The organism is Sphingobium xanthum (assembly GCF_019737615.1).
GTDB classification, from domain to species: domain Bacteria; phylum Pseudomonadota; class Alphaproteobacteria; order Sphingomonadales; family Sphingomonadaceae; genus Sphingobium; species Sphingobium xanthum.
The window spans coordinates 102,002-120,586 of the sequence record NZ_JAHKKS010000004.1 but is presented as its reverse complement, the minus strand read 5'-3'; the positions used below and the strand labels follow the sequence as shown (position 1 = coordinate 120,586).

Annotated in this window: 12 protein-coding genes; 8 read left to right on the top strand and 4 right to left on the bottom strand. The window is 64.2% G+C overall.

The features are described 5' to 3' along the window. Positions 1 to 6: 6 nt before the first annotated feature. Entirely contained in the window at positions 7 to 609 is a 603-nt protein-coding gene (locus tag KM135_RS08955) for a PEPxxWA-CTERM sorting domain-containing protein (RefSeq protein WP_221713664.1), read from the bottom strand. A 522-nt stretch (positions 610 to 1,131) separates the two neighbouring features. Here KM135_RS08955 and rplJ point away from each other — a divergent pair. Together rplJ and rplL are read left to right on the top strand one after the other, a co-directional pair. Further along, the gene (gene rplJ / locus KM135_RS08950; RefSeq protein WP_221713663.1) at positions 1,132 to 1,647 is read left to right on the top strand and encodes a 50S ribosomal protein L10; all 516 of its coding nucleotides are present in this window, start codon (positions 1,132 to 1,134) and stop codon (positions 1,645 to 1,647) included. Between the two features lie 79 nt (positions 1,648 to 1,726). Next, positions 1,727 to 2,110, top strand: a complete 384-nt coding sequence (gene rplL, locus KM135_RS08945; protein ID WP_221713662.1) for a 50S ribosomal protein L7/L12 — start codon at positions 1,727 to 1,729, stop codon at positions 2,108 to 2,110. Between the two features lie 98 nt (positions 2,111 to 2,208). Here rplL and KM135_RS08940 read toward each other — a convergent pair whose 3' ends face one another. After that, the gene (locus KM135_RS08940; RefSeq protein WP_221713661.1) at positions 2,209 to 3,012 is read right to left on the bottom strand and encodes a hypothetical protein; all 804 of its coding nucleotides are present in this window, start codon (positions 3,010 to 3,012) and stop codon (positions 2,209 to 2,211) included. 161 nt (positions 3,013 to 3,173) lie between these two features. Between KM135_RS08940 and KM135_RS08935 the strand changes: the two genes are divergently transcribed. The 3 genes from KM135_RS08935 (at position 3,174) to KM135_RS08925 (ending at position 5,032) form a co-directional block, all read left to right on the top strand. After that, positions 3,174 to 3,740 carry an adenine phosphoribosyltransferase gene (locus tag KM135_RS08935; protein ID WP_246605864.1) on the top strand — a complete coding sequence of 189 codons (567 nt, stop codon included), beginning with the start codon at positions 3,174 to 3,176 and terminating at the stop codon, positions 3,738 to 3,740. A 4-nt stretch (positions 3,741 to 3,744) separates the two neighbouring features. Then, positions 3,745 to 4,407 (top strand): phosphorylase family protein, encoded by a 663-nt coding sequence (locus tag KM135_RS08930; RefSeq protein ID WP_221713660.1) that lies wholly within the window; start codon positions 3,745 to 3,747, stop codon positions 4,405 to 4,407. Positions 4,408 to 4,474: 67 nt separating this feature from the next. Continuing rightward, on the top strand, positions 4,475 to 5,032 hold the full coding sequence (locus KM135_RS08925) for a superoxide dismutase family protein (RefSeq protein ID WP_221713659.1): 558 nt from the start codon (positions 4,475 to 4,477) through the stop codon (positions 5,030 to 5,032). A gap of 58 nt (positions 5,033 to 5,090) precedes the next feature. Here KM135_RS08925 and KM135_RS08920 read toward each other — a convergent pair whose 3' ends face one another. Both KM135_RS08920 and KM135_RS08915 read right to left on the bottom strand, forming a co-directional pair. Next, positions 5,091 to 6,470: an alginate export family protein gene (locus KM135_RS08920; RefSeq protein WP_221713658.1), complete on the bottom strand. Its 1,380-nt coding sequence runs from the start codon at positions 6,468 to 6,470 to the stop codon at positions 5,091 to 5,093. Positions 6,471 to 6,533: 63 nt separating this feature from the next. Beyond that, positions 6,534 to 8,348, bottom strand: a complete 1,815-nt coding sequence (locus tag KM135_RS08915) for a methyl-accepting chemotaxis protein (protein ID WP_221713657.1) — start codon at positions 8,346 to 8,348, stop codon at positions 6,534 to 6,536. Positions 8,349 to 8,757: 409 nt separating this feature from the next. Between KM135_RS08915 and rpoB the strand changes: the two genes are divergently transcribed. The 3 genes from rpoB (at position 8,758) to KM135_RS19745 (ending at position 18,307) form a co-directional block, all read left to right on the top strand. Beyond that, positions 8,758 to 12,930, top strand: coding sequence for a DNA-directed RNA polymerase subunit beta (gene rpoB, locus KM135_RS08910; protein ID WP_221713656.1), 4,173 nt, complete (start codon positions 8,758 to 8,760; stop codon positions 12,928 to 12,930). 83 nt (positions 12,931 to 13,013) lie between these two features. Further along, positions 13,014 to 17,270, top strand: coding sequence for a DNA-directed RNA polymerase subunit beta' (gene rpoC, locus KM135_RS08905; protein ID WP_221713655.1), 4,257 nt, complete (start codon positions 13,014 to 13,016; stop codon positions 17,268 to 17,270). A 413-nt stretch (positions 17,271 to 17,683) separates the two neighbouring features. Then, positions 17,684 to 18,307: a PEPxxWA-CTERM sorting domain-containing protein gene (locus KM135_RS19745; protein ID WP_246605863.1), complete on the top strand. Its 624-nt coding sequence runs from the start codon at positions 17,684 to 17,686 to the stop codon at positions 18,305 to 18,307. Positions 18,308 to 18,585: the final 278 nt, after the last annotated feature.

Here is an 18,585-nt window from a genome sequence, read left to right as displayed (position 1 = left end):
CCGAAATCAGCCCAGGGCAGCCGGGACCGATGCGGGCCGACGGCGCAGCGCGCCACCGGCAAAAGCAAAGCCCAGAATCATCAGCGCCCAGCTCTGCGGCTCCGGCACGCTACCGGAGACGAGGGCGACAGGCGTCAGGCTGGCCGGACGGATCGGCCCCGCGCCCGGTCGTCCGATCAGGGGCAGCGGCAGCGCCTCGAGCGGCAGTGATGAAATCACGAGCAACGGACTGTCGAAGGGCAGCGGATCGTCCGGGACGGCGAAGAAGGCCGCCGGCTCCGCGGCCGGTGGCGGCGGCGCGGGGCGCTTGCGCTGCCGCCCGCAATCGGCCGTATCGACCGCGCGCTCGAACCCTGCGGCACTGCCGTCGATGTCCGGCGCGCAGCCATCGTCGAGATAGCCCATGATCGCGGACCGCAGCGAGGTCGGTTCCGGCGCGGCAATCGCGCCGAACGCCGCGGGCATGCCCTGCCACAGGAACATTCGCCGCTCGTTGCTCGCTGCGGCGGCCAGGCCTCCGCTGATCAGCATCGCAAGCACCACCAGGGCGCTGTGCTTGCGCTTCTCCCAACGGAGCCAGGAAGGTAAAATCTGCGTCTCGACGTGCATGCCGCACGCCCTATCGGAGACTTGAGTAAAAATCTACCCGGTTAACAAGTTTTTACATTTATAGTTAAGGGGCATTCCCTTGAAATTCTGGCAGAAAATCGGATGGTTGATGAGATTGATTGAAGAACTAAAGAAATAGATATGTTTAATACTACACTTTTCGACGGCGGGGCCCTGTGATCGAGGTCAGCGAACGAAAACGTAGCGCTTGCATTCTCCCGCATTTCCGCTTAATGGCGCGGCGCTTGCCGGGATTCGTCCCGGCGCACCGTCCGAGACAGCTGGTGATGGGATTGCCCATCTTAATGCCCAGCCGAGACGGGGAAAAAGTTCTTGCCGGCTGACGCCTTGCCCCAGTGGCGGCGCATCCGGGTCTGCCCTCGCCCCTCTGGCGGCTAGGGTCCAGTCAACCATTCCCCTCGGACAAATCTGCCGTGCGCGGCCCGCAATGGGTCGCGCCTGGCATTCGTGTAACGCGGTCGCGCGGGACGTTCGTCTCGCGAGGCCGCTGAGGAGAATGGCATGGATCGCAATGAAAAGACCGAGGTCGTTTCCGCGCTTCACGCATCTCTGAAGGAGATGGGCGTGGTCGTCGTGACCCGCAATCTGGGTATGAGCGTCGCTCAGTCCACCCAGCTCCGCCAGAAGATGCGCGACGTCGGTGCGACCTACAAGGTGACGAAGAACCGGCTTGCCAAGATCGCCATCGTGGACACGGACTATGCGGGGCTCGATGAGCTTCTCGTCGGTCCGGTCGGCCTGGCGACGTCTGCCGATCCGGTCGCTGCCGCCAAGGCCGCGATCGATTTCGCCAAGACGAACGACAAGCTCGAGATCGTCGGCGGCGCCATGGGCACCACGATGCTGAACGCCGAAGGCGTGAAGGCACTGGCGTCTATGCCCTCGCTCGACCAGATGCGCGCGACGCTCATCGGCCTCATCCAGGCGCCGGCAACCAAGCTTGCCGTCGTCACGAAGGAGCCGGCTGCACAGCTCGCCCGCGTGTTCAACGCCTACGCCACCAAGGAAGCCGCCTGAGTCTCAGGCACTCCCGACGTGAATTGCAACCAAACGACTTAAGGGCCCAATGCCCGCCTAGAAAATGGAGTGAATTACAATGGCTGATATCAACGCACTCGTCGACCAGCTGTCGGCTCTGACCGTTCTCGAAGCCGCCGAGCTCTCGAAGGCTCTCGAAGAGAAGTGGGGCGTTTCCGCTGCTGCTGCCGTCGCCGTCGCTGCGCCGGCCGCTGGCGGCGCCGGTGGCGATGCCCCGGCTGCTGAAGAGAAGACCGAGTTCGACGTCATCCTCGTCAACGACGGTGGCAAGAAGATCAACGTCATCAAGGAAGTCCGCGCGATCACGCAGCTCGGCCTGACCGAAGCCAAGACGCTGGTCGAGTCGGCCCCGAAGGCCGTCAAGGAAGGCATCAACAAGGCCGAGGCCGAAGAGATCAAGAAGAAGCTCGAGGAAGCCGGCGCGACCGTCGAGATCAAGTAAGATCCTGTTCGGAACGGGCGGCTTTCATGCCGCCCGGCCAAAAGAAAAGGGCGCGTCCGCGAGGATGCGCCCCTTTTCGTGCCTGCGTTTCCGGCAGCTCAGGCGTCGACGGCGGACTTCTCCATCTCCGCCTTCATCGCCGAGATCGCCTCCCGCAATGTCGCATGCTGGCGCGCGGGGCGAATGACCGGCGCCGATGCCTCGGCGAGCGCTTGCGGCATTTCGCTGGCCATGCGGATGGCAGGCATGGCGGGAAGATCGGATGCGTCGGGTTCCTGCTCGAACCGCAGCGGCTCCGCGGATATCTCCACGGCATCGGTCGGTGCGGATGCTTCCAGCACCAGCTCCTGCTCATCGTGCCGACTGCGCTCGCCGAGACGCCAGAACAGCAACCCCGCCGTGAGCAGCATTGCCGAGACCAGCCCGACCTGGCGCCAATAGACATCCAGATAGGCTCGCGCGTCCGCGATCCAGGCCGACGCGATCTCCAGCGCGGTCACGGGCGCAGGACCCGGTGGGCGGGCCGTCGGCTCGCGCGGCACGACGGCCGAGAGTGCGGCGATGCGGTCATAGGGACTGGCGTTGCCCTCCTGCGCGGGAGCAGCGCGGCCGACGGCGGGAGCAGCGCCGATCGAGCGGAGTGGCGTGACAGCAGCGCGCTCGACCATTTCGACACGCGGCAGATCTGCGATAGCCGGATCGTCGGCGACGAGGCGCGGTGCCTGAATGGCCTGCGACGCGCTCTCGGGCAGGCGCCAGCTATTGCCGGGCGCGCGGGCGTCCGGGGCGGTAGCGACAGCAGTGCGCGTATCTTCTGCATTTTCGACTTGTCCCAGCGCTGGAAACGTGGCGAGGATGCAAAGAAGTGGAACGAACCGCAAAGTGAGAGTGAGCGACTTCATGTTCTTGCTGACCCGATTTGGCACAAGGGTTAGTCGCTTCGACCCGCCGATGTAAAGATTTGTAACGCGACTTCGCTTCGTCGCAGCCCAAGCGCCTCTCAATTCAACCAAAAAACTGTCGCACCGCCGCCCAATCGCATGATTCATCACCGAGGGACCAGATGACGACCGACGCCTCCAGCGACACCATGGCCCAGAATGACGACCTCAAGGCTCTGGTCCGCACCATTCCGGACTACCCCATCCCCGGCATCCTGTTCCGCGATGTCTCCACTCTCCTGCTGGATGGGGCGGGCTTCCGCGCGGCGATCGACCGACTCGCCGCGATGATCGATCCGGACAGCGTGGACCTCATCGCCGGCATCGAGGCACGCGGCTTCATCGTGGCGGCCGGACTTTCCTATGCGCTCGGCAAGGGCAAGGTCATGCTGCGCAAGAAGGGCAAGCTGCCGGGCGAGACGGTCGGCATCGACTATGCGCTCGAATATGGATCGGACCGGATCGAGATGCATCTGGGCGCGGTCAGGGACGGCACGCGCGTCGTACTGGTCGACGATCTGCTGGCGACGGGCGGGACGGCACTGGCGGGCGCGTCCCTGCTGCGCGGTCAGGGCGCGGTGGTGGACACGGCGCTGTTCGTCGTCGATCTGCCCGACCTGGGCGGTGCGGCGCGGCTGCGCGCGGCGGGCATCGAGCCGATGGCGCTCATGACCTTCGAAGGGCATTGAGCGGATGCGGATCGGCCTGCTCGCCGCGCTCGACGAGGAAGCGGATGCCTTCATGCCGGGCGTCGGCGAGGTGCTGCCCGGCGCCTGGCCGTCGCTGAGGCGCATCGAGACGGGCGCGCACAGCATCGTGCTGGCTTCGACGGGCATCGGCAAGGTGAACATCGCCAGCGCCGCTGCCCTGCTGCATGCGCGGCACGGCGTTGACCTGCTGATGACCGTCGGTACAGCAGGCAAGCTCAGCCGGATCGAGGGCGATTGCTTCTACCTCGCCCGCGCTGTCCAGCACGACTATGGCGCGCGCAAGCCGGAGGCGTTCGTGCATTATCCGCCGGGCGCCTGGCCGATGGGCCCGGCACATGTGGAGCCCTATGAAGCCCTGCCCGACCCGGGCAGCGATCTGCCCGCCGCCTGCATCGCCAGCGGCGACGCCTTCATCGAGGATGCGGGCTATGCGAGGCACCTGGTCGCAACGCTGGACGCCGACATCGTCGATATGGAAACCGCTGCCGTCGCGCAATATGCGGCACAGGCGGGATTGCCCTGGGCCGGCATCAAGGCGACCACCGACGATGCCAATCATGACAGCGCCGGAGACTTCCACGCCAATTTACTTGCCGCGGCGCGCCGGGCTGCCCTGGCAATGGAACGCTTGATTGCACGGCTGTAACGGAACTACACGTCAATCTGTTCGATTATTGCTTCAATATTGGTTCGTTCCAGCAAGAGAGACGCACATGGCCCGATCCCCCTCCCTGTTCGTGATCCTGTCGACCGCCGGCTTGTCGCTGGCGCTTGCGTCCTGCGGAGCGAAAGCGCCTCCGGGCGCCCCGCCGCCGCCGGTGCCCTATGCCGAGGCCCTGCTCTACGACAGCACCGGCCGCCCCGCCGGCGTGGTAACGCTTGCCCCGGTCAATGGCGCGCTCCAGGCGAACGTCCAGGTCACGGGCGGCATCACGCCGGGCCCGCACGGCATTCACATCCATGCCGTGGGCGAATGCAAGCGTCCGGATTTCGTGACGGCTGGCGCCCATCATAACCCGACCGGCAAGCAGCACGGTTCGGAAAATCCGATGGGCCCGCATCAAGGCGACCTGCCAATCCTGACGGCCGATTCCAATGGGCGCGCCACGGCGAGCTTTCCGACGCAGACGACGCTCGACGCCATCTTCGACGCGGACGGTTCGTCCTTCATCGTCCACGCCGACGCGGACGACATGAAGACCGATCCTACTGGAAACAGCGGCGCAAGGGTGCTGTGCGGCGTGTTCTACCGCAAGCTCAGGCCGATCTGATCCCGGATGGCGGTCTCTCCGCCCCATGGCGGAGAGACACAGCCTCGGGCGTGATCGTTCAGAAGAAGAAGTTCAGATCGAGATAGCCGTGGACGGAATTGCCCGTCGCGGGTGCATTGGGCGCGTCGGTCAGAAAACGTCCTTTGGCGAGGACTGCGCCGCCCGCGTCGATCTGCATCTGCCCCGGCAGCACCCAGTATCTGACACGCGCCTGATACTGGCGACCGGCATGACGGCCGCTCGCGCCGGCGGGGTCCCGCACGCTCGTTTTGGAGAAGCTGTCCGTCGCCGAGTCCAGCCACAGCTCGCGCCATTCGACGAAGGCGTCCATCCGCTTGCTCGGCTTCAGCTCGAACTTGGCGCCGACCGAAACCGTGTTGCTGCGCGTAAGCGGGCCGAAAATGCCGGTCGGGCCCCAGTCCGCGCGCCGCGGCCCGAACAGGGAATCGAACCGGTTGAAGCTGGCCGACCCGGCATGATCGCCCGTCGCATAGTCGCTGAGGGCGACCAAGCGTGGCGACCAGGCACCTGCGAAGGTGTAGCCAAGCTCGGCGTGGAAGGTCTGTGCCGAAACGGTGACCCGCCGCGCGTTCGCCGCCGTCGAAGCACGGATATTGCCGAACTGGTGCGCGACTTCCAGCTCGCCATCGAGCTTGCCCTTGGCCGGCTTGCTGTAGAGACGGAAACCGGGCGTCAGCAGGTGGCGATTGCGTGTCGCATTGTCGGGCCGGTCATTCTCGTCCAGCCCGAAGAAATAGACTTCCGCATTCACCGAGCCCGCAATCTTCGGCTTGCTCAGAAAACCACCCCAGAAGACCAGGTCGCTCGATTCCCGGTCCCAGATGACCTTGTTGTCGAGCATGTCCTGAACGCTGTCGGGCTCGCGCTGCTGCGGATAGGTGTAGAAGAGGGTCAGCGCTTCCTTGCCCTTGCCGGTCCAGTCCAGCCGCACGCCGGTGAAAGCGTTGCCGGCGGACCGATAGCCCGGATCGGCGACGAGCCGCTTCGATCCCAGATTGATCAGAAACCGCCCGGCGGTCAGTTCGGTCCTGACGCCGCCCAGCGCCTTGGCCACGTCGAGCCCGACATAGGCTGCCACCGGTTCGAGCGGATTGACATCGCCAGAGCCGAACGGGGTCGAGGCGTCGGCGTCGTAGATCCGGGCGTCGCGAAGTTCGCCGCCGATCTTGAACGCACCGGTGCGATACTCGACCTCGAGGCTTGTGCGGACCGTGAAAAGATCCGCCGCGACCGGGCCGGTCGGCCGGAAATTATTGTCGAAGCTTTCATAGCGCAACCGCACGCTGCCGTTCACGCTGAGCGAGTCGGAGCCGATCGAGTTCTGGAGCGTGAAGCCCGGTTCGTCCTTGGCTTCGACTGCCGTCGCCGAGATGGCAAGACAAAGCGCGGCCATGCGCAGAAAATGCGTAGGGTTCATTGATCTGTTTTCCTTTCGGGGCGGCAACCCGCCCATTCCCCGTTGCGACCCGGGGCTCTATCTTCAGAATTCCGCCCAATCCTCGCCGGCCGCGACCGGCTGCGACGCAAGCGCGAGATTGCCAACAGCGCGCGCAACCAGCGTCGGACGCGCAGGCGCGGACGCCTTGCTGGCCTTCGTCGGATGGCAGCGGAAATGACCGACGCGCTGCGTCAGGCCATCCGCCTCGGACAGCAGACTATGGGCGGCCGCGGTGCTTTCCTCGACCATGGCGGCGTTCTGCTGAGTCACCATGTCCATGGCGCTCATCGCACTGTTGATGTCCGCCAGACGGCCCGACTGCTCCTTCGCGGCATCGGCAACCTGCGTGATCATGCCGCTGATGCCGTGAATGCGATCCGTGATGACATCCAGGGCCTCGCCGGCCTGGCGCACCATCTGAACGCCTTCGCCGACCTGGGAGCCGCTGGTCGTGATAAGCGTCTTGATGTCGGATGCGGCATCGGTCGTGCGCTGCGCAAGGGCACGCACTTCGCTCGCGACCACGGCGAAGCCTTTTCCGGCCTCGCCCGCCCGCGCCGCTTCCACACCAGCATTGAGCGCAAGAAGGTTGGTCTGGAAGGCAATGCCATCGATCACGTTGATGATCTGACCGATTTCGTGCGAGCTTTTCTCGATGTTCGCCATCGCGCTGACGGCGCTGCGCACGACATCGCCGCCGCTGCGCGCGGCCGTGACGGCTGCCTGCACGCCGACATTGGCCTGCCCGACAATCTCTGAGCTGTCCTTGAGCGAATTGTTAATCTGGCTGACCGCTTCGGCGGCACCGGCCAACTCGGCAGCATGTTCCTCGGTCCGGTGCGCGAGATCGCCGGAAGCCTGACTGATTTCCTTGGCACCGACCCGCATGTCCTGCGCAGCGTCCGCCACTTGGGCGACCGTGTCGTGCAGTTGCGAGATGGTGCTGTTGAAGTCCTTGCGGAGGCTGGCATAGTTCACACCCAGGTCCGGGAGTTGCACGGTCAGATCGCCGTCCGACATGCGCCGCAGAGCGTCTCCGACCTTTTCCGCCATATCGGCCATTTCGAGATCGGCCTGATGCTTGGCGCGGCTCGTCTCTCGCAGCTGCACGGCCGCGCGGGCCAGAGCGCCCAACTCGTCGGTGCGGTCCGTATAGTCGATCCGCACATCGAAATCGCCCTGCGCGATGCTGGAAATGGCGCCGGAAACCGATTCAAGCTCCTGGCCGATCGACCGCTTGACGATGCGGGACAGCACCAGCGTGAGCAAGCCGGTAAGGGCAGTGATCGCGATGCTGATCGCCATGACGATCTTGGCGGTCGTCATCTGGCGCATGCGCATCGCCTCGGCCGCAGCGATGGCCGGCTCGCGGATGGCTTCGATCGAACTGTCAAGCTTGTCGCCCACGTCGGCGATGGCGACTTCGCTGTTCATATCCATGACACCGCCGGCAAGGACGCCATTGACGGCATTGATATAGGCGTCGGCGCCGGCATGCAGCTTGTCGCCGGCTATCCCCTCGCCCAGCTTGGCCTCTGCTTCGTCGATCGATGCCTTGAAGTCCTTGACGTTGCTCTCATAGCCTTCGCGGCTCTTCTCGTTGTTCAAGAGGCCGTGACGGAACACATCACGCTCGAGCGACGCAAAGTCCTTTTCGAGCAAGGCGGCATAGAGCGCCTGGTCGCCAAGATCGGCATTGCGCTGGCTGTAGTTGAGCCCGACCAGCGAGCCGACCGAAATGGTGGCGACGAGACACACGCTCGCCGTGATCGCTGCCGTAACCTGAACCGCAAGACGTTGATTGATGGACTTGCCTTCGAGCCAACCGGAAAGACCGGTCTTCCGCATGTGCGTCATTAATGTGCGCCCTTTTGAGTTTTTGACGACCAAATTCGGAGTCCCGGCTAACGCAGGAAGCTTAAAAAACGGTTTGCCATGAGGAGCCCGCGGGGGAATTGTCGCGGGAAAGGGTCACTTCTCTCTTTTCAAACCGGATCAGGTCCCTATATAGGGCATCGATACCGGTCTGCGGCTGAGCCGCGGAACCACCTGCCCTCGCCCGGGCCAGCATGCCGAATTGCGCACGGCAAGCGATTGTATGGGGTGAAGACAGGTCCAAACAGACGCAACAGTGCGGTTCGGACAGCCCCGACCCGCACTTTTTTTCGTTGCCGAAGTCGCCGATCCACGCGCGATTTCACGCCAACGGGCTGAATTTTCGCTGCGATGCGAAGATTTTTTGGGACCAATTCAGGCAGGACACCGCATGGCAACCAGAGCTCTCCCCCCGCACACGGCCGGCGAAAGCGCGAAGAAGCGCATCCGCAAGGTCTTCGGCAACATCCACGAAGTCGTGCAGATGCCGAACCTCATCGAAGTGCAGCGCGAAAGCTACGAGCAGTTCCTCCGCTCGAATCCGGCGATCGGCTATGTGTCCGGTCTCGAAAAGACGCTGCGCAGCGTCTTCCCGATCCGCGATTTCGCGGGCACCGCCGAGCTGGATTTCGTGCATTACGAGCTCGAGGATCCCAAGTACGACGTCGAGGAATGCCGCCAGCGTGGCATCACCTATGCCGCGCCGATGCGCGTGACGCTGCGCCTCATCGTGTTCGAAGTGGACGCCGACACCGAAACCCGCTCCGTACTCGATATCAAGGAGCAGGACGTCTATATGGGCGACATGCCGCTCATGACGCCGAACGGCACCTTCGTGATCAACGGCACCGAGCGCGTCATCGTGTCCCAGATGCACCGTTCGCCCGGCGTCCTGTTCGATCATGACCGCGGCAAGACGCATTCGTCCGGCAAGTATCTCTTCGCCGCGCGCGTCATCCCCTATCGCGGCTCGTGGCTCGATTTCGAGTTCGACGCCAAGGACATCGTCAACGTCCGCATCGACCGCAAGCGCAAGCTGCCGGTCACGGCTCTGCTGTATGCGCTCGGCCTGAATGCCGAGGATATTCTCGGCGAGTTCTATCGCAAGGTCACCTATGTCCGTGGCCCGGGCGGCTGGCAGATTCCTTATGTCGTCGAGGCCTGGCGCGGCCAGAAGCCGCAGTTCGACATCATCGACGCCAAGTCCGGCGAAGTGGTGTTCGCCGCCGGCCAGAAGATCAGCCCACGCGCCGCGCTCAAGGCCGGTAAGGACGGCCTGGAGCAGTTGCTCATCCCGACCGAGGAAGTCTTCGGCCGCTATAGCGCCTATGACCTCATCAACGAGAGCACCGGCCAGATCTACATCGAAGCCGGCGACGAAGTCTCGGCCGAGAATCTCGAGAAGCTCGACGCCGCCGGCATCGACCGCCTCGACCTGCTCGACATCGATCATGTCAACACCGGCCCGTGGATCCGTAACACCCTCAAGGTCGACAAGGCCGAGGACCGCGACCACGCGCTGTCCGACATCTATCGCGTCATGCGCCCCGGCGAGCCGCCGACGCGCGAGACCGCCGAAGCGCTGTTCGAAGGCCTGTTCTTCGACGGCGAGCGCTATGATCTCTCGGCCGTCGGCCGCGTGAAGCTGAATATGCGCCTCGGCCTCGACGCCGAGGACACGATCACCACCCTGCGCCGCGAGGACATTCTGGCGGTCGTCAAGGAGCTGGTGAACCTCAAGGACGGCAAGGGCGAGATCGACGACATCGACAATCTCGGCAACCGCCGCGTGCGCTCGGTCGGCGAGCTGCTGGAGAACCAGTATCGCGTTGGCCTCCTGCGCATGGAGCGCGCCGTCAAGGAACGCATGTCGAGCGTCGACGTCTCGACGGTGATGCCGAACGACCTCATCAACGCCAAGCCCGCCGTGGCTGCCGTTCGCGAGTTCTTCGGTTCCTCGCAGCTCTCGCAGTTCATGGACCAGACCAACCCGCTCTCCGAGATCACGCACAAGCGTCGCGTCTCGGCGCTTGGCCCGGGCGGTCTGACCCGTGAGCGCGCCGGCTTCGAAGTCCGCGACGTTCACCCGACGCATTATGGCCGCATCTGCCCGATCGAAACGCCGGAAGGCCCGAACATCGGTCTGATCAACTCGCTGGCGAGCTTCTCGCGGGTGAACAAGTACGGCTTCATCGAGACGCCGTACCGTAAGGTCATCGACCACAAGGTCACCAACGAGGTGGTCTATCTCTCCGCCATGGAAGAGGCCAAGCACACGATCGCCCAGGCGAACGCCGAGGTCGATGCCGATGGCCACTTCGTCGAGGATCTCATCTCGGCCCGTGAGGCCGGCGAGTTCCTGATGGCGCCGAAGGACCACATCACGCTGATGGACGTGAGCCCCAAGCAGCTCGTGTCGGTCGCCGCCTCGCTCATTCCGTTCCTGGAAAACGATGACGCCAACCGCGCGCTCATGGGATCGAACATGCAGCGTCAGGCCGTACCGCTCGTCCAGGCCGAGGCGCCGTTCGTCGGCACCGGCATGGAAGAAACCGTCGCGCGTGACTCCGGCGCAGCCATTGCGGCCCGCCGCACCGGCATCGTCGACCAGGTCGACGCGACCCGTATCGTCATCCGCGCCACCGAGGACGTCGAGCCCGGCAAGTCGGGCGTCGACATCTACACGCTGATGAAGTTCCAGCGCTCGAACCAGGATACCTGCATCAACCAGCGTCCGCTGGTGAAGGTGGGCGATGTTGTGAATGGCGGCGACGTCATCGCCGACGGTCCGTCGACGGAACTGGGTGAACTCGCGCTGGGCCGAAACAGCCTCGTCGCGTTCATGCCCTGGAACGGATACAACTACGAGGACTCCATCCTCATCTCCGAGCGGATCGTGAAGGACGACGTCTTCACCTCGATCCACATCGAAGAGTTCGAGGTCATGGCCCGCGACACCAAGCTCGGGCCGGAGGACATCACCCGCGACATCCCGAACGTCGGCGAGGAGGCGCTCCGCAACCTCGACGAGGCGGGCATCGTCTACATCGGCGCGGAAGTCGAGCCGGGTGACATCCTCGTCGGCAAGATCACGCCGAAGGGCGAGAGCCCGATGACGCCGGAAGAGAAGCTCCTCCGCGCCATCTTCGGCGAGAAGGCCAGCGACGTGCGCGACACGTCCTTGCGTCTGCCGCCGGGCGTTGCCGGCACGGTCGTCGAAGTGCGCGTGTTCAACCGCCACGGCATCGACAAGGACGAGCGCGCCATGGCGATCGAGCGGGAGGAAATCGACCGTCTCGCCAAGGACCGCGAGGACGAGCGCGGCATTCTGAACCGTGCCACGTACAACCGTCTGCGCGACATGCTGCTCGGCCAGGTTGCCACCGCGGCGCCCAAGGGCGTCAAGAAGGGCAGCGAGATCGACGAGGCCCTGCTGGGCGAAGTCGAGCGTCACGAGTGGTGGAAGTTCGCCGTTCAGGACGACACGGTCCAGACCCATCTGGAAGCCGTGAAGGCCCAGTATGACGAAGCCGTGAAGCTGATCGTCGAGAAGTTCGAGGATCGCGTCGAGAAGCTGCAGCGCGGCGACGAGCTGCCCCCGGGCGTGCTCAAGATGGTCAAGGTCTTCGTCGCGGTGAAGCGCAAGCTGCAGCCGGGCGACAAGATGGCCGGCCGTCACGGCAACAAGGGCGTCATCTCGCGCATCCTGCCGGTCGAGGACATGCCGTTCCTCGAGGACGGCACGCCGGTCGACATCGTGCTGAACCCGCTGGGCGTGCCTTCGCGCATGAACGTCGGTCAGATCTTCGAGACGCATCTGGGCTGGGCCGCGCGCGGTCTCGGCCAGCAGATCAAGTCGGCTCTGCGCGACTGGCGCGAGGCCAATCCGGGCGTCAAGGGCGGCACCATGCCCGAGGCGGTCAAGGAGCGGCTGCTGAATGTCTATGGCGAGAATTACGCCGCCGAGATCGAGGCCCGCAATGCGGACCAGATCGTCGAGCTCGCGTCCAATCTCGTCACCGGCGTGCCGATCGCAACGCCGGTGTTCGACGGTGCGCGTGAGCAGGATGTCTCCGACATGCTCGCGCTGGCCGGTCTCGATCGCTCGGGCCAGTCGACCCTGTTCGACGGCCGGACCGGCGATGCGTTCGACCGCAAGGTGACCGTGGGCATCATCTACATGCTGAAGCTCCACCACTTGGTCGATGACAAGATCCACGCCCGTTCGATCGGCCCCTACTCGCTCGTCACCCAGCAGCCGCTGGGCGGCAAGGCGCAGTTCGGCGGCCAGCGCTTCGGTGAGATGGAGGTCTGGGCCCTGCAGGCGTACGGCGCTGCCTATACGCTGCAGGAAATGCTGACGGTGAAGTCCGACGACGTTGTCGGCCGCACCAAGGTCTATGAGGCGATCGTCAAGGGTGACGACACGTTCGAGGCCGGCATTCCCGAGAGCTTCAACGTGCTGGTCAAGGAAATGCGCTCGCTCGGCCTCAATGTCGAGCTGGCAGCCCTGGAAGACCTCAGCGAAGACGGCGACGACGAGTTGCCCGAGGCGGCGGAATAAGGAGATCGGGGCGCCGCCCGCGCGGCGCCCCTTCCCTGCTTCGCCCCCCCAAAGAATTTCAGCCCTCAAGAGGGAATTGAGACATGAACGAACTGACCAACTTCGCCAACCCGGTCGCCAAGCCGGACGTCTTCGACCAGATCCAGATCGGTATCGCCTCGCCCGAGCGCATCCGCTCGTGGTCGTTCGGCGAGATCAAGAAGCCCGAGACGATCAACTACCGCACGTTCAAGCCCGAGCGTGACGGCCTGTTCTGCGCGCGCATCTTTGGCCCGATCAAGGACTATGAGTGCCTGTGCGGCAAGTACAAGCGCATGAAGTATAAGGGCATTGTCTGCGAGAAGTGCGGCGTCGAGGTTACCGTCTCGAAGGTCCGCCGCGAGCGCATGGGCCATATCGAGCTGGCCGCGCCGGTCGCGCACATCTGGTTCCTCAAGAGCCTGCCCTCGCGCATCGGCCTGCTGCTCGACATGCAGCTCAAGCAGCTGGAGCGCGTGCTCTATTTCGAGAGCTACATCGTCACCGAGCCGGGCCTCACCCCGCTGGAGCGCTACCAGCTCCTGAACGAGGATGAGTTGCTCGACGCGCAGGACGAATATGGCGAGGACGCCTTCTCCGCCGGTATCGGCGCCGAGGCCGTCAAGAAGATGCTCGAGGATCTCGATCTGGAAGGCGAGCAGCGGGCTCTCATGGAAGAGCTGGCCGTCACCAAGTCCGAGCTCAAGCCCAAGAAGATCATCAAGCGCCTGAAGGTGGTCGAGAGCTTCATCGACTCCGGCAACCGTCCGGAATGGATGATCCTCGACGTTATCCCGGTCATTCCGCCGGAATTGCGCCCGCTGGTTCCGCTGGACGGCGGCCGCTTCGCGACGTCGGACCTCAACGACCTGTATCGCCGCGTGATCAACCGCAACAATCGCCTCAAGCGCCTCATGGAGCTGCGCGCGCCGGACATCATCGTCCGCAACGAGAAGCGCATGCTGCAGGAAGCCGTTGACGCGCTGTTCGACAACGGTCGTCGCGGCCGCGTCATCACCGGCGCCAACAAGCGTCCGCTCAAGTCGCTGTCCGACATGCTCAAGGGCAAGCAGGGCCGCTTCCGTCAGAACCTGCTCGGCAAGCGCGTCGACTATTCTGGCCGTTCGGTCATCGTGACCGGTCCGGAGCTCAAGCTGCACCAGTGCGGCCTGCCCAAGAAGATGGCGCTCGAACTGTTCAAGCCGTTCATCTACGCCCGTCTGGACGCCAAGGGTCTCTCCATGACCCTGAAGCAGGCCAAGAAGTGGGTCGAGAAGGAGCGCAAGGAAGTCTGGGACATCCTGGACGAGGTGATCCGCGAGCATCCCGTGCTGCTGAACCGCGCGCCGACGCTCCACCGCCTCGGCATCCAGGCATTCGAGCCCGTGCTGATCGAAGGTAAGGCGATCCAGCTTCACCCGCTGGTCTGCTCGGCCTTCAATGCCGACTTCGACGGTGACCAGATGGCCGTCCACGTTCCGCTGAGCCTTGAGGCGCAGCTGGAATCGCGCGTGCTCATGATGTCGACCAACAACATCCTGTCGCCCGCCAACGGCAAGCCGATCATCGTGCCCTCGCAGGACATGGTGCTGGGCATCTATTACCTCTCCATGGAGCGCGAAGGCGAGCCGGGCGAAGGCATGATGCTGGCGGACATGGCCGAGGTGCATCAGGCGCTGTTCAACAAGAGCGTCACGCTGCACTCGAAGATCATCAGCCGCATCCCGCAGGTGGACGCGGACGGCAACGAGTTCATGCGCCGCATCGAGACCACGCCGGGCCGCATGCTGATCGGCGAGTGCCTGCCGATGAGCCACAAGGTGCCGTTCGACACCGTCAATCGCCTGCTGACCAAGAAGGACGTCGGCGACGTGATCGACGAGGTCTATCGTCACACCGGCCAGAAGGACACGGTCCTCTTTGCCGACGCGATCATGGCGCTGGGCTTCCGTCACGCTTTCCAGGCCGGCATCTCGTTCGGCAAGGACGACATGATCATCCCGGACAGCAAGGTGGCTCTGGTCGATGAGACCAAGGCGCTGGTGGCCGATTATGAGCAGCAGTATCAGGACGGCCTGATCACCCAGCAGGAAAAGTACAACAAGGTGATCGACGCCTGGTCGGGCTGCGGTGACCGCGTTGCCAACGCCATGATGGACGAGATCCGCTCGATGCCGAAGGATCCCGACACGGGCCGCCTGAAGCCGATCAACTCGATCTACATGATGAGCCACTCGGGTGCGCGCGGGTCTCCGGCGCAGATGAAGCAGCTCGCCGGTATGCGCGGTCTCATGGCCAAGCCGTCGGGCGAGATCATCGAGACCCCGATCATCTCGAACTTCAAGGAAGGCCTCACCGTTCTCGAGTACTTCAACTCGACGCACGGCGCCCGCAAGGGTCTGGCCGACACCGCGCTCAAGACGGCGAACTCGGGTTACCTGACCCGCCGTCTGGTCGACGTGTCGCAGGACTGCACCATCGTCGAGATCGATTGCGGCACGACCCGCGCGCTTGAGATGAAGGCGATCATCCAGGGTGGTTCGACCATCGCGTCGCTCGGCGAGCGCGTGCTTGGCCGCACCACGGCCGAGGATGTGGTCGACAGCAAGGACGGTTCGATCATCGTGCCGGAAGGCACGCTGCTCGACGAGCCCATGGTCGCGAAGATCGAGGCCATCGGCGTCCAGAGCATGAAGATCCGCTCGCCGCTGATCTGCGAATCCAAGATGGGCGTCTGCGCCAAGTGCTATGGCCGTGACCTTGCACGCGGCACGCCGGTGAACATCGGTGAAGCAGTCGGCGTCATCGCGGCTCAGTCGATCGGTGAGCCTGGCACGCAGCTGACCATGCGTACCTTCCACATCGGCGGTGCCGCCCAGCTCAACGAGCAGTCCAATCTGGAGGCTTTCTCCGATGGTACGCTCGAGCTGCGCGACATGCCGACGATCCGCGACAAGAACGGCCGTAACCTCAGCCTCGCCCGCAATGGCGAGCTGGCGATCATCGACGACGAGGGTCGCGAGCGCGCGACCCATCGCCTGCCTTATGGTGCGGCGATCCTGTTTGCCGACGGTGCCAAGGTGAAACAGGGCGATCGTATCGCCGAGTGGGATCCGTTCACGCAGCCGGTCATCACCGAGAAGCCGGGCGTCGTGAAGTATCAGGACCTCATCGACGGCAAGACGCTGACCGAGCAGGCCGACGAAGCAACGGGTATCACCCAGCGCGTCGTCAGCGAGTATCGGGCTTCGTCGCGGTCCAAGGACGACCTGCGTCCCCGCCTCACCCTGCTCGACGATGCGTCGGGCGAGGCTGCGCGCTACCTTCTGGCCGTGGGCGCGACGCTCTCGGTCGAGGATGGCGCTCAGGTGCAGGCCGGTGACGTGCTCGCCCGCGTCTCGCGCGAAGCTGCGAAGACCCGCGACATCACCGGCGGTCTGCCGCGTGTTGCCGAGCTCTTCGAAGCCCGCAAGCCGAAGGACAATGCGATCATCGCCCGCGTCTCCGGTCGCGTGCAGTTCCTCAAGGACTACAAGGCCAAGCGCAAGATCGCGATCCTTCCCGAGGATGGCGGCGAGCCGGTCGAGTATCTGATCCCCAAGAGCAAGGTGATCGACGTTCAGGAAGGCGACTACGTCAAGCGTGGCGACAACCTGATCGGCGGCTCGCCGGATCCGCATGACATTCTGGAAGTGCTCGGCATCGAGCCGCTAGCCGAATACTTGGTCAGCGAAATCCAGGAAGTCTATCGACTGCAGGGCGTGAAGATCAACGACAAGCACATCGAGACGATCGTTCGTCAGATGCTGCAGAAGGTCGAGATCACCGACGGCGGCGAAACCACGCTGCTGGCCGGCGAACAGGTCGATCGCGAAGAGATGGATGAAGTGAACGCCAAGCTCGCGCCGGGCCAGCAGCCCGCGCAGGGCAAGCCGGTGCTGCTCGGCATCACCAAGGCGAGCCTGCAGACGCGCAGCTTCATCTCGGCAGCCTCCTTCCAGGAGACGACCCGCGTCCTCACCGAGGCGGCCGTCCAGGGCAAGAAGGACACGCTCGTGGGCCTCAAGGAGAATGTGATCGTCGGGCGTCTGATCCCGGCGGGCACCGGCTCCTCGATGAACCGCATGCGCATCGCCGCCAACAGCCGCGACGCGGCTCTGCGTGCCGCCATGCGGGCATCGAACGAGGCCCATCTCGTCGCGCCGCAGACTGCGGCCGAGGAGCATGCGGCCGAACTGCGCCAGCCGGCCGAAGCCGCGATCGGTGACGATCCGCTCGGCAAGGTGCAGGGCGAGGACTTCACGACGGAGGATCTGGGCTAAAGCCCCACCGTCGTCGCGACGTTACGGAAACAGGCCCGGAGTGCAATGCTCCGGGCCTTTTTCATGCCCGGCTGCGGTGCCTCCCCTGCCTCGAGTCGCGCCGGTCCCGCGGCTTCGGCGGCGCCGATCGGTCGCCAAAAGCCCCGCACGTTCCGATTTGGGACGGCCCGTCAAAAATATTCTCGAGCCTCTCGCCATCCCGCGTGCGGCATAAGCTTCTCATTAACCAGAATTTTTGCGCCGCAGCATGCCGCGACGACTCAGGCGTCGGCGGCTCTTCGCTCCCCTCGTCTGTTCACATGCGGCTATTTGTGGCAATTTGCCCACGCGACCAACGTGCCTGCGCGGACCGCGCGGACCCGTTTCTCGACGATCGTATCTGGACGAATTGTGGGAGGAACTTCATGATTAGAATGACTGCGCTCGCAACGGCGCTTCTCGTTACAACAAGTGTCCCGGCCGTCGCCGCACCGATGGTAACGGATGCAACCGTTCTCGCGACGACCATCATCACGCCGACCCCGCCGTTCGGCGCGCTCACCGAAGCTGTCGGCGCACAGACCGTCGGTACCGGCATCGATTTCACCTTCGGCAATGTCGAAGGCATTTTCGATGATGGCGGCGGCGTCTATGGCTTCTGCGGCATCAGCGCCGGCGGCATCTGCACGCTGGAGGACGATGTTGACGGCGCAATCGTCGGCCTCGCGAAGTCGATCTATGCCGAAGCCGGCTTCTCTTCGGCCGGCACGCTGACCCTCTCGGTCTATGACAGCGGCATGACCTTGCTCGCGAGCGCGCTCAACGGCCCACCGCTTGGCGTCTATGGCCGCACGACCTTCAGCATCGTGCGCCCCACCTCGGACATCGCCTATTTCCGGATCTCCGGCAGCGACAGCTACGGCGTGAACCAGATCGTCCTCGACGGCGTCGTCGGCGGCGCAATCCCGGAGCCGGCCACCTGGGCGATGATGATCGGCGGGTTCGCCCTCGCCGGCGCGGCCCTGCGTCGCCGCAAGATGGCTGTCAGCTTCGCCTGATCGACCAGCGAGAACAAGGGAAGGGCCTCGGGAAACCGGGGCCCTTTCTGTCGCGGACCTCCGAGCCGATCGCTCCAACCGCCAGGCCGCAGCAGGCATCGACCGACAATCGTCGTTGCACCGCAACGAACACGCCCAGTCTCGTTGCGATGTTTTCCCCAATCTGTTAACCATTTCTTAACAGACCCGCTGCGAGCGGGCGAGATTCGGGTCGCGTAGCATGTGGGGTGCGCGCGAAAAGCGTTCTCCACTTTCGTGGGTAAGTCCGATTCACTCGG

Excerpts from the sequence above, each read along its gene's own strand:
- KM135_RS08955 (WP_221713664.1), bottom strand. The coding sequence starts at position 609 with ATGCACGTCGAGACGCAGATTTTACCTTCCTGGCTCCGTTGGGAGAAG.
- rplJ (WP_221713663.1), top strand. The coding sequence starts at position 1,132 with ATGGATCGCAATGAAAAGACCGAGGTCGTTTCCGCGCTTCACGCATCT.
- rplL (WP_221713662.1), top strand. The coding sequence starts at position 1,727 with ATGGCTGATATCAACGCACTCGTCGACCAGCTGTCGGCTCTGACCGTT.
- KM135_RS08940 (WP_221713661.1), bottom strand. The coding sequence starts at position 3,012 with ATGAAGTCGCTCACTCTCACTTTGCGGTTCGTTCCACTTCTTTGCATC.
- KM135_RS08935 (WP_246605864.1), top strand. The coding sequence starts at position 3,174 with ATGACGACCGACGCCTCCAGCGACACCATGGCCCAGAATGACGACCTC.
- KM135_RS08930 (WP_221713660.1), top strand. The coding sequence starts at position 3,745 with ATGCGGATCGGCCTGCTCGCCGCGCTCGACGAGGAAGCGGATGCCTTC.
- KM135_RS08925 (WP_221713659.1), top strand. The coding sequence starts at position 4,475 with ATGGCCCGATCCCCCTCCCTGTTCGTGATCCTGTCGACCGCCGGCTTG.
- KM135_RS08920 (WP_221713658.1), bottom strand. The coding sequence starts at position 6,470 with ATGAACCCTACGCATTTTCTGCGCATGGCCGCGCTTTGTCTTGCCATC.
- KM135_RS08915 (WP_221713657.1), bottom strand. The coding sequence starts at position 8,348 with ATGACGCACATGCGGAAGACCGGTCTTTCCGGTTGGCTCGAAGGCAAG.
- rpoB (WP_221713656.1), top strand. The coding sequence starts at position 8,758 with ATGGCAACCAGAGCTCTCCCCCCGCACACGGCCGGCGAAAGCGCGAAG.
- rpoC (WP_221713655.1), top strand. The coding sequence starts at position 13,014 with ATGAACGAACTGACCAACTTCGCCAACCCGGTCGCCAAGCCGGACGTC.
- KM135_RS19745 (WP_246605863.1), top strand. The coding sequence starts at position 17,684 with ATGACTGCGCTCGCAACGGCGCTTCTCGTTACAACAAGTGTCCCGGCC.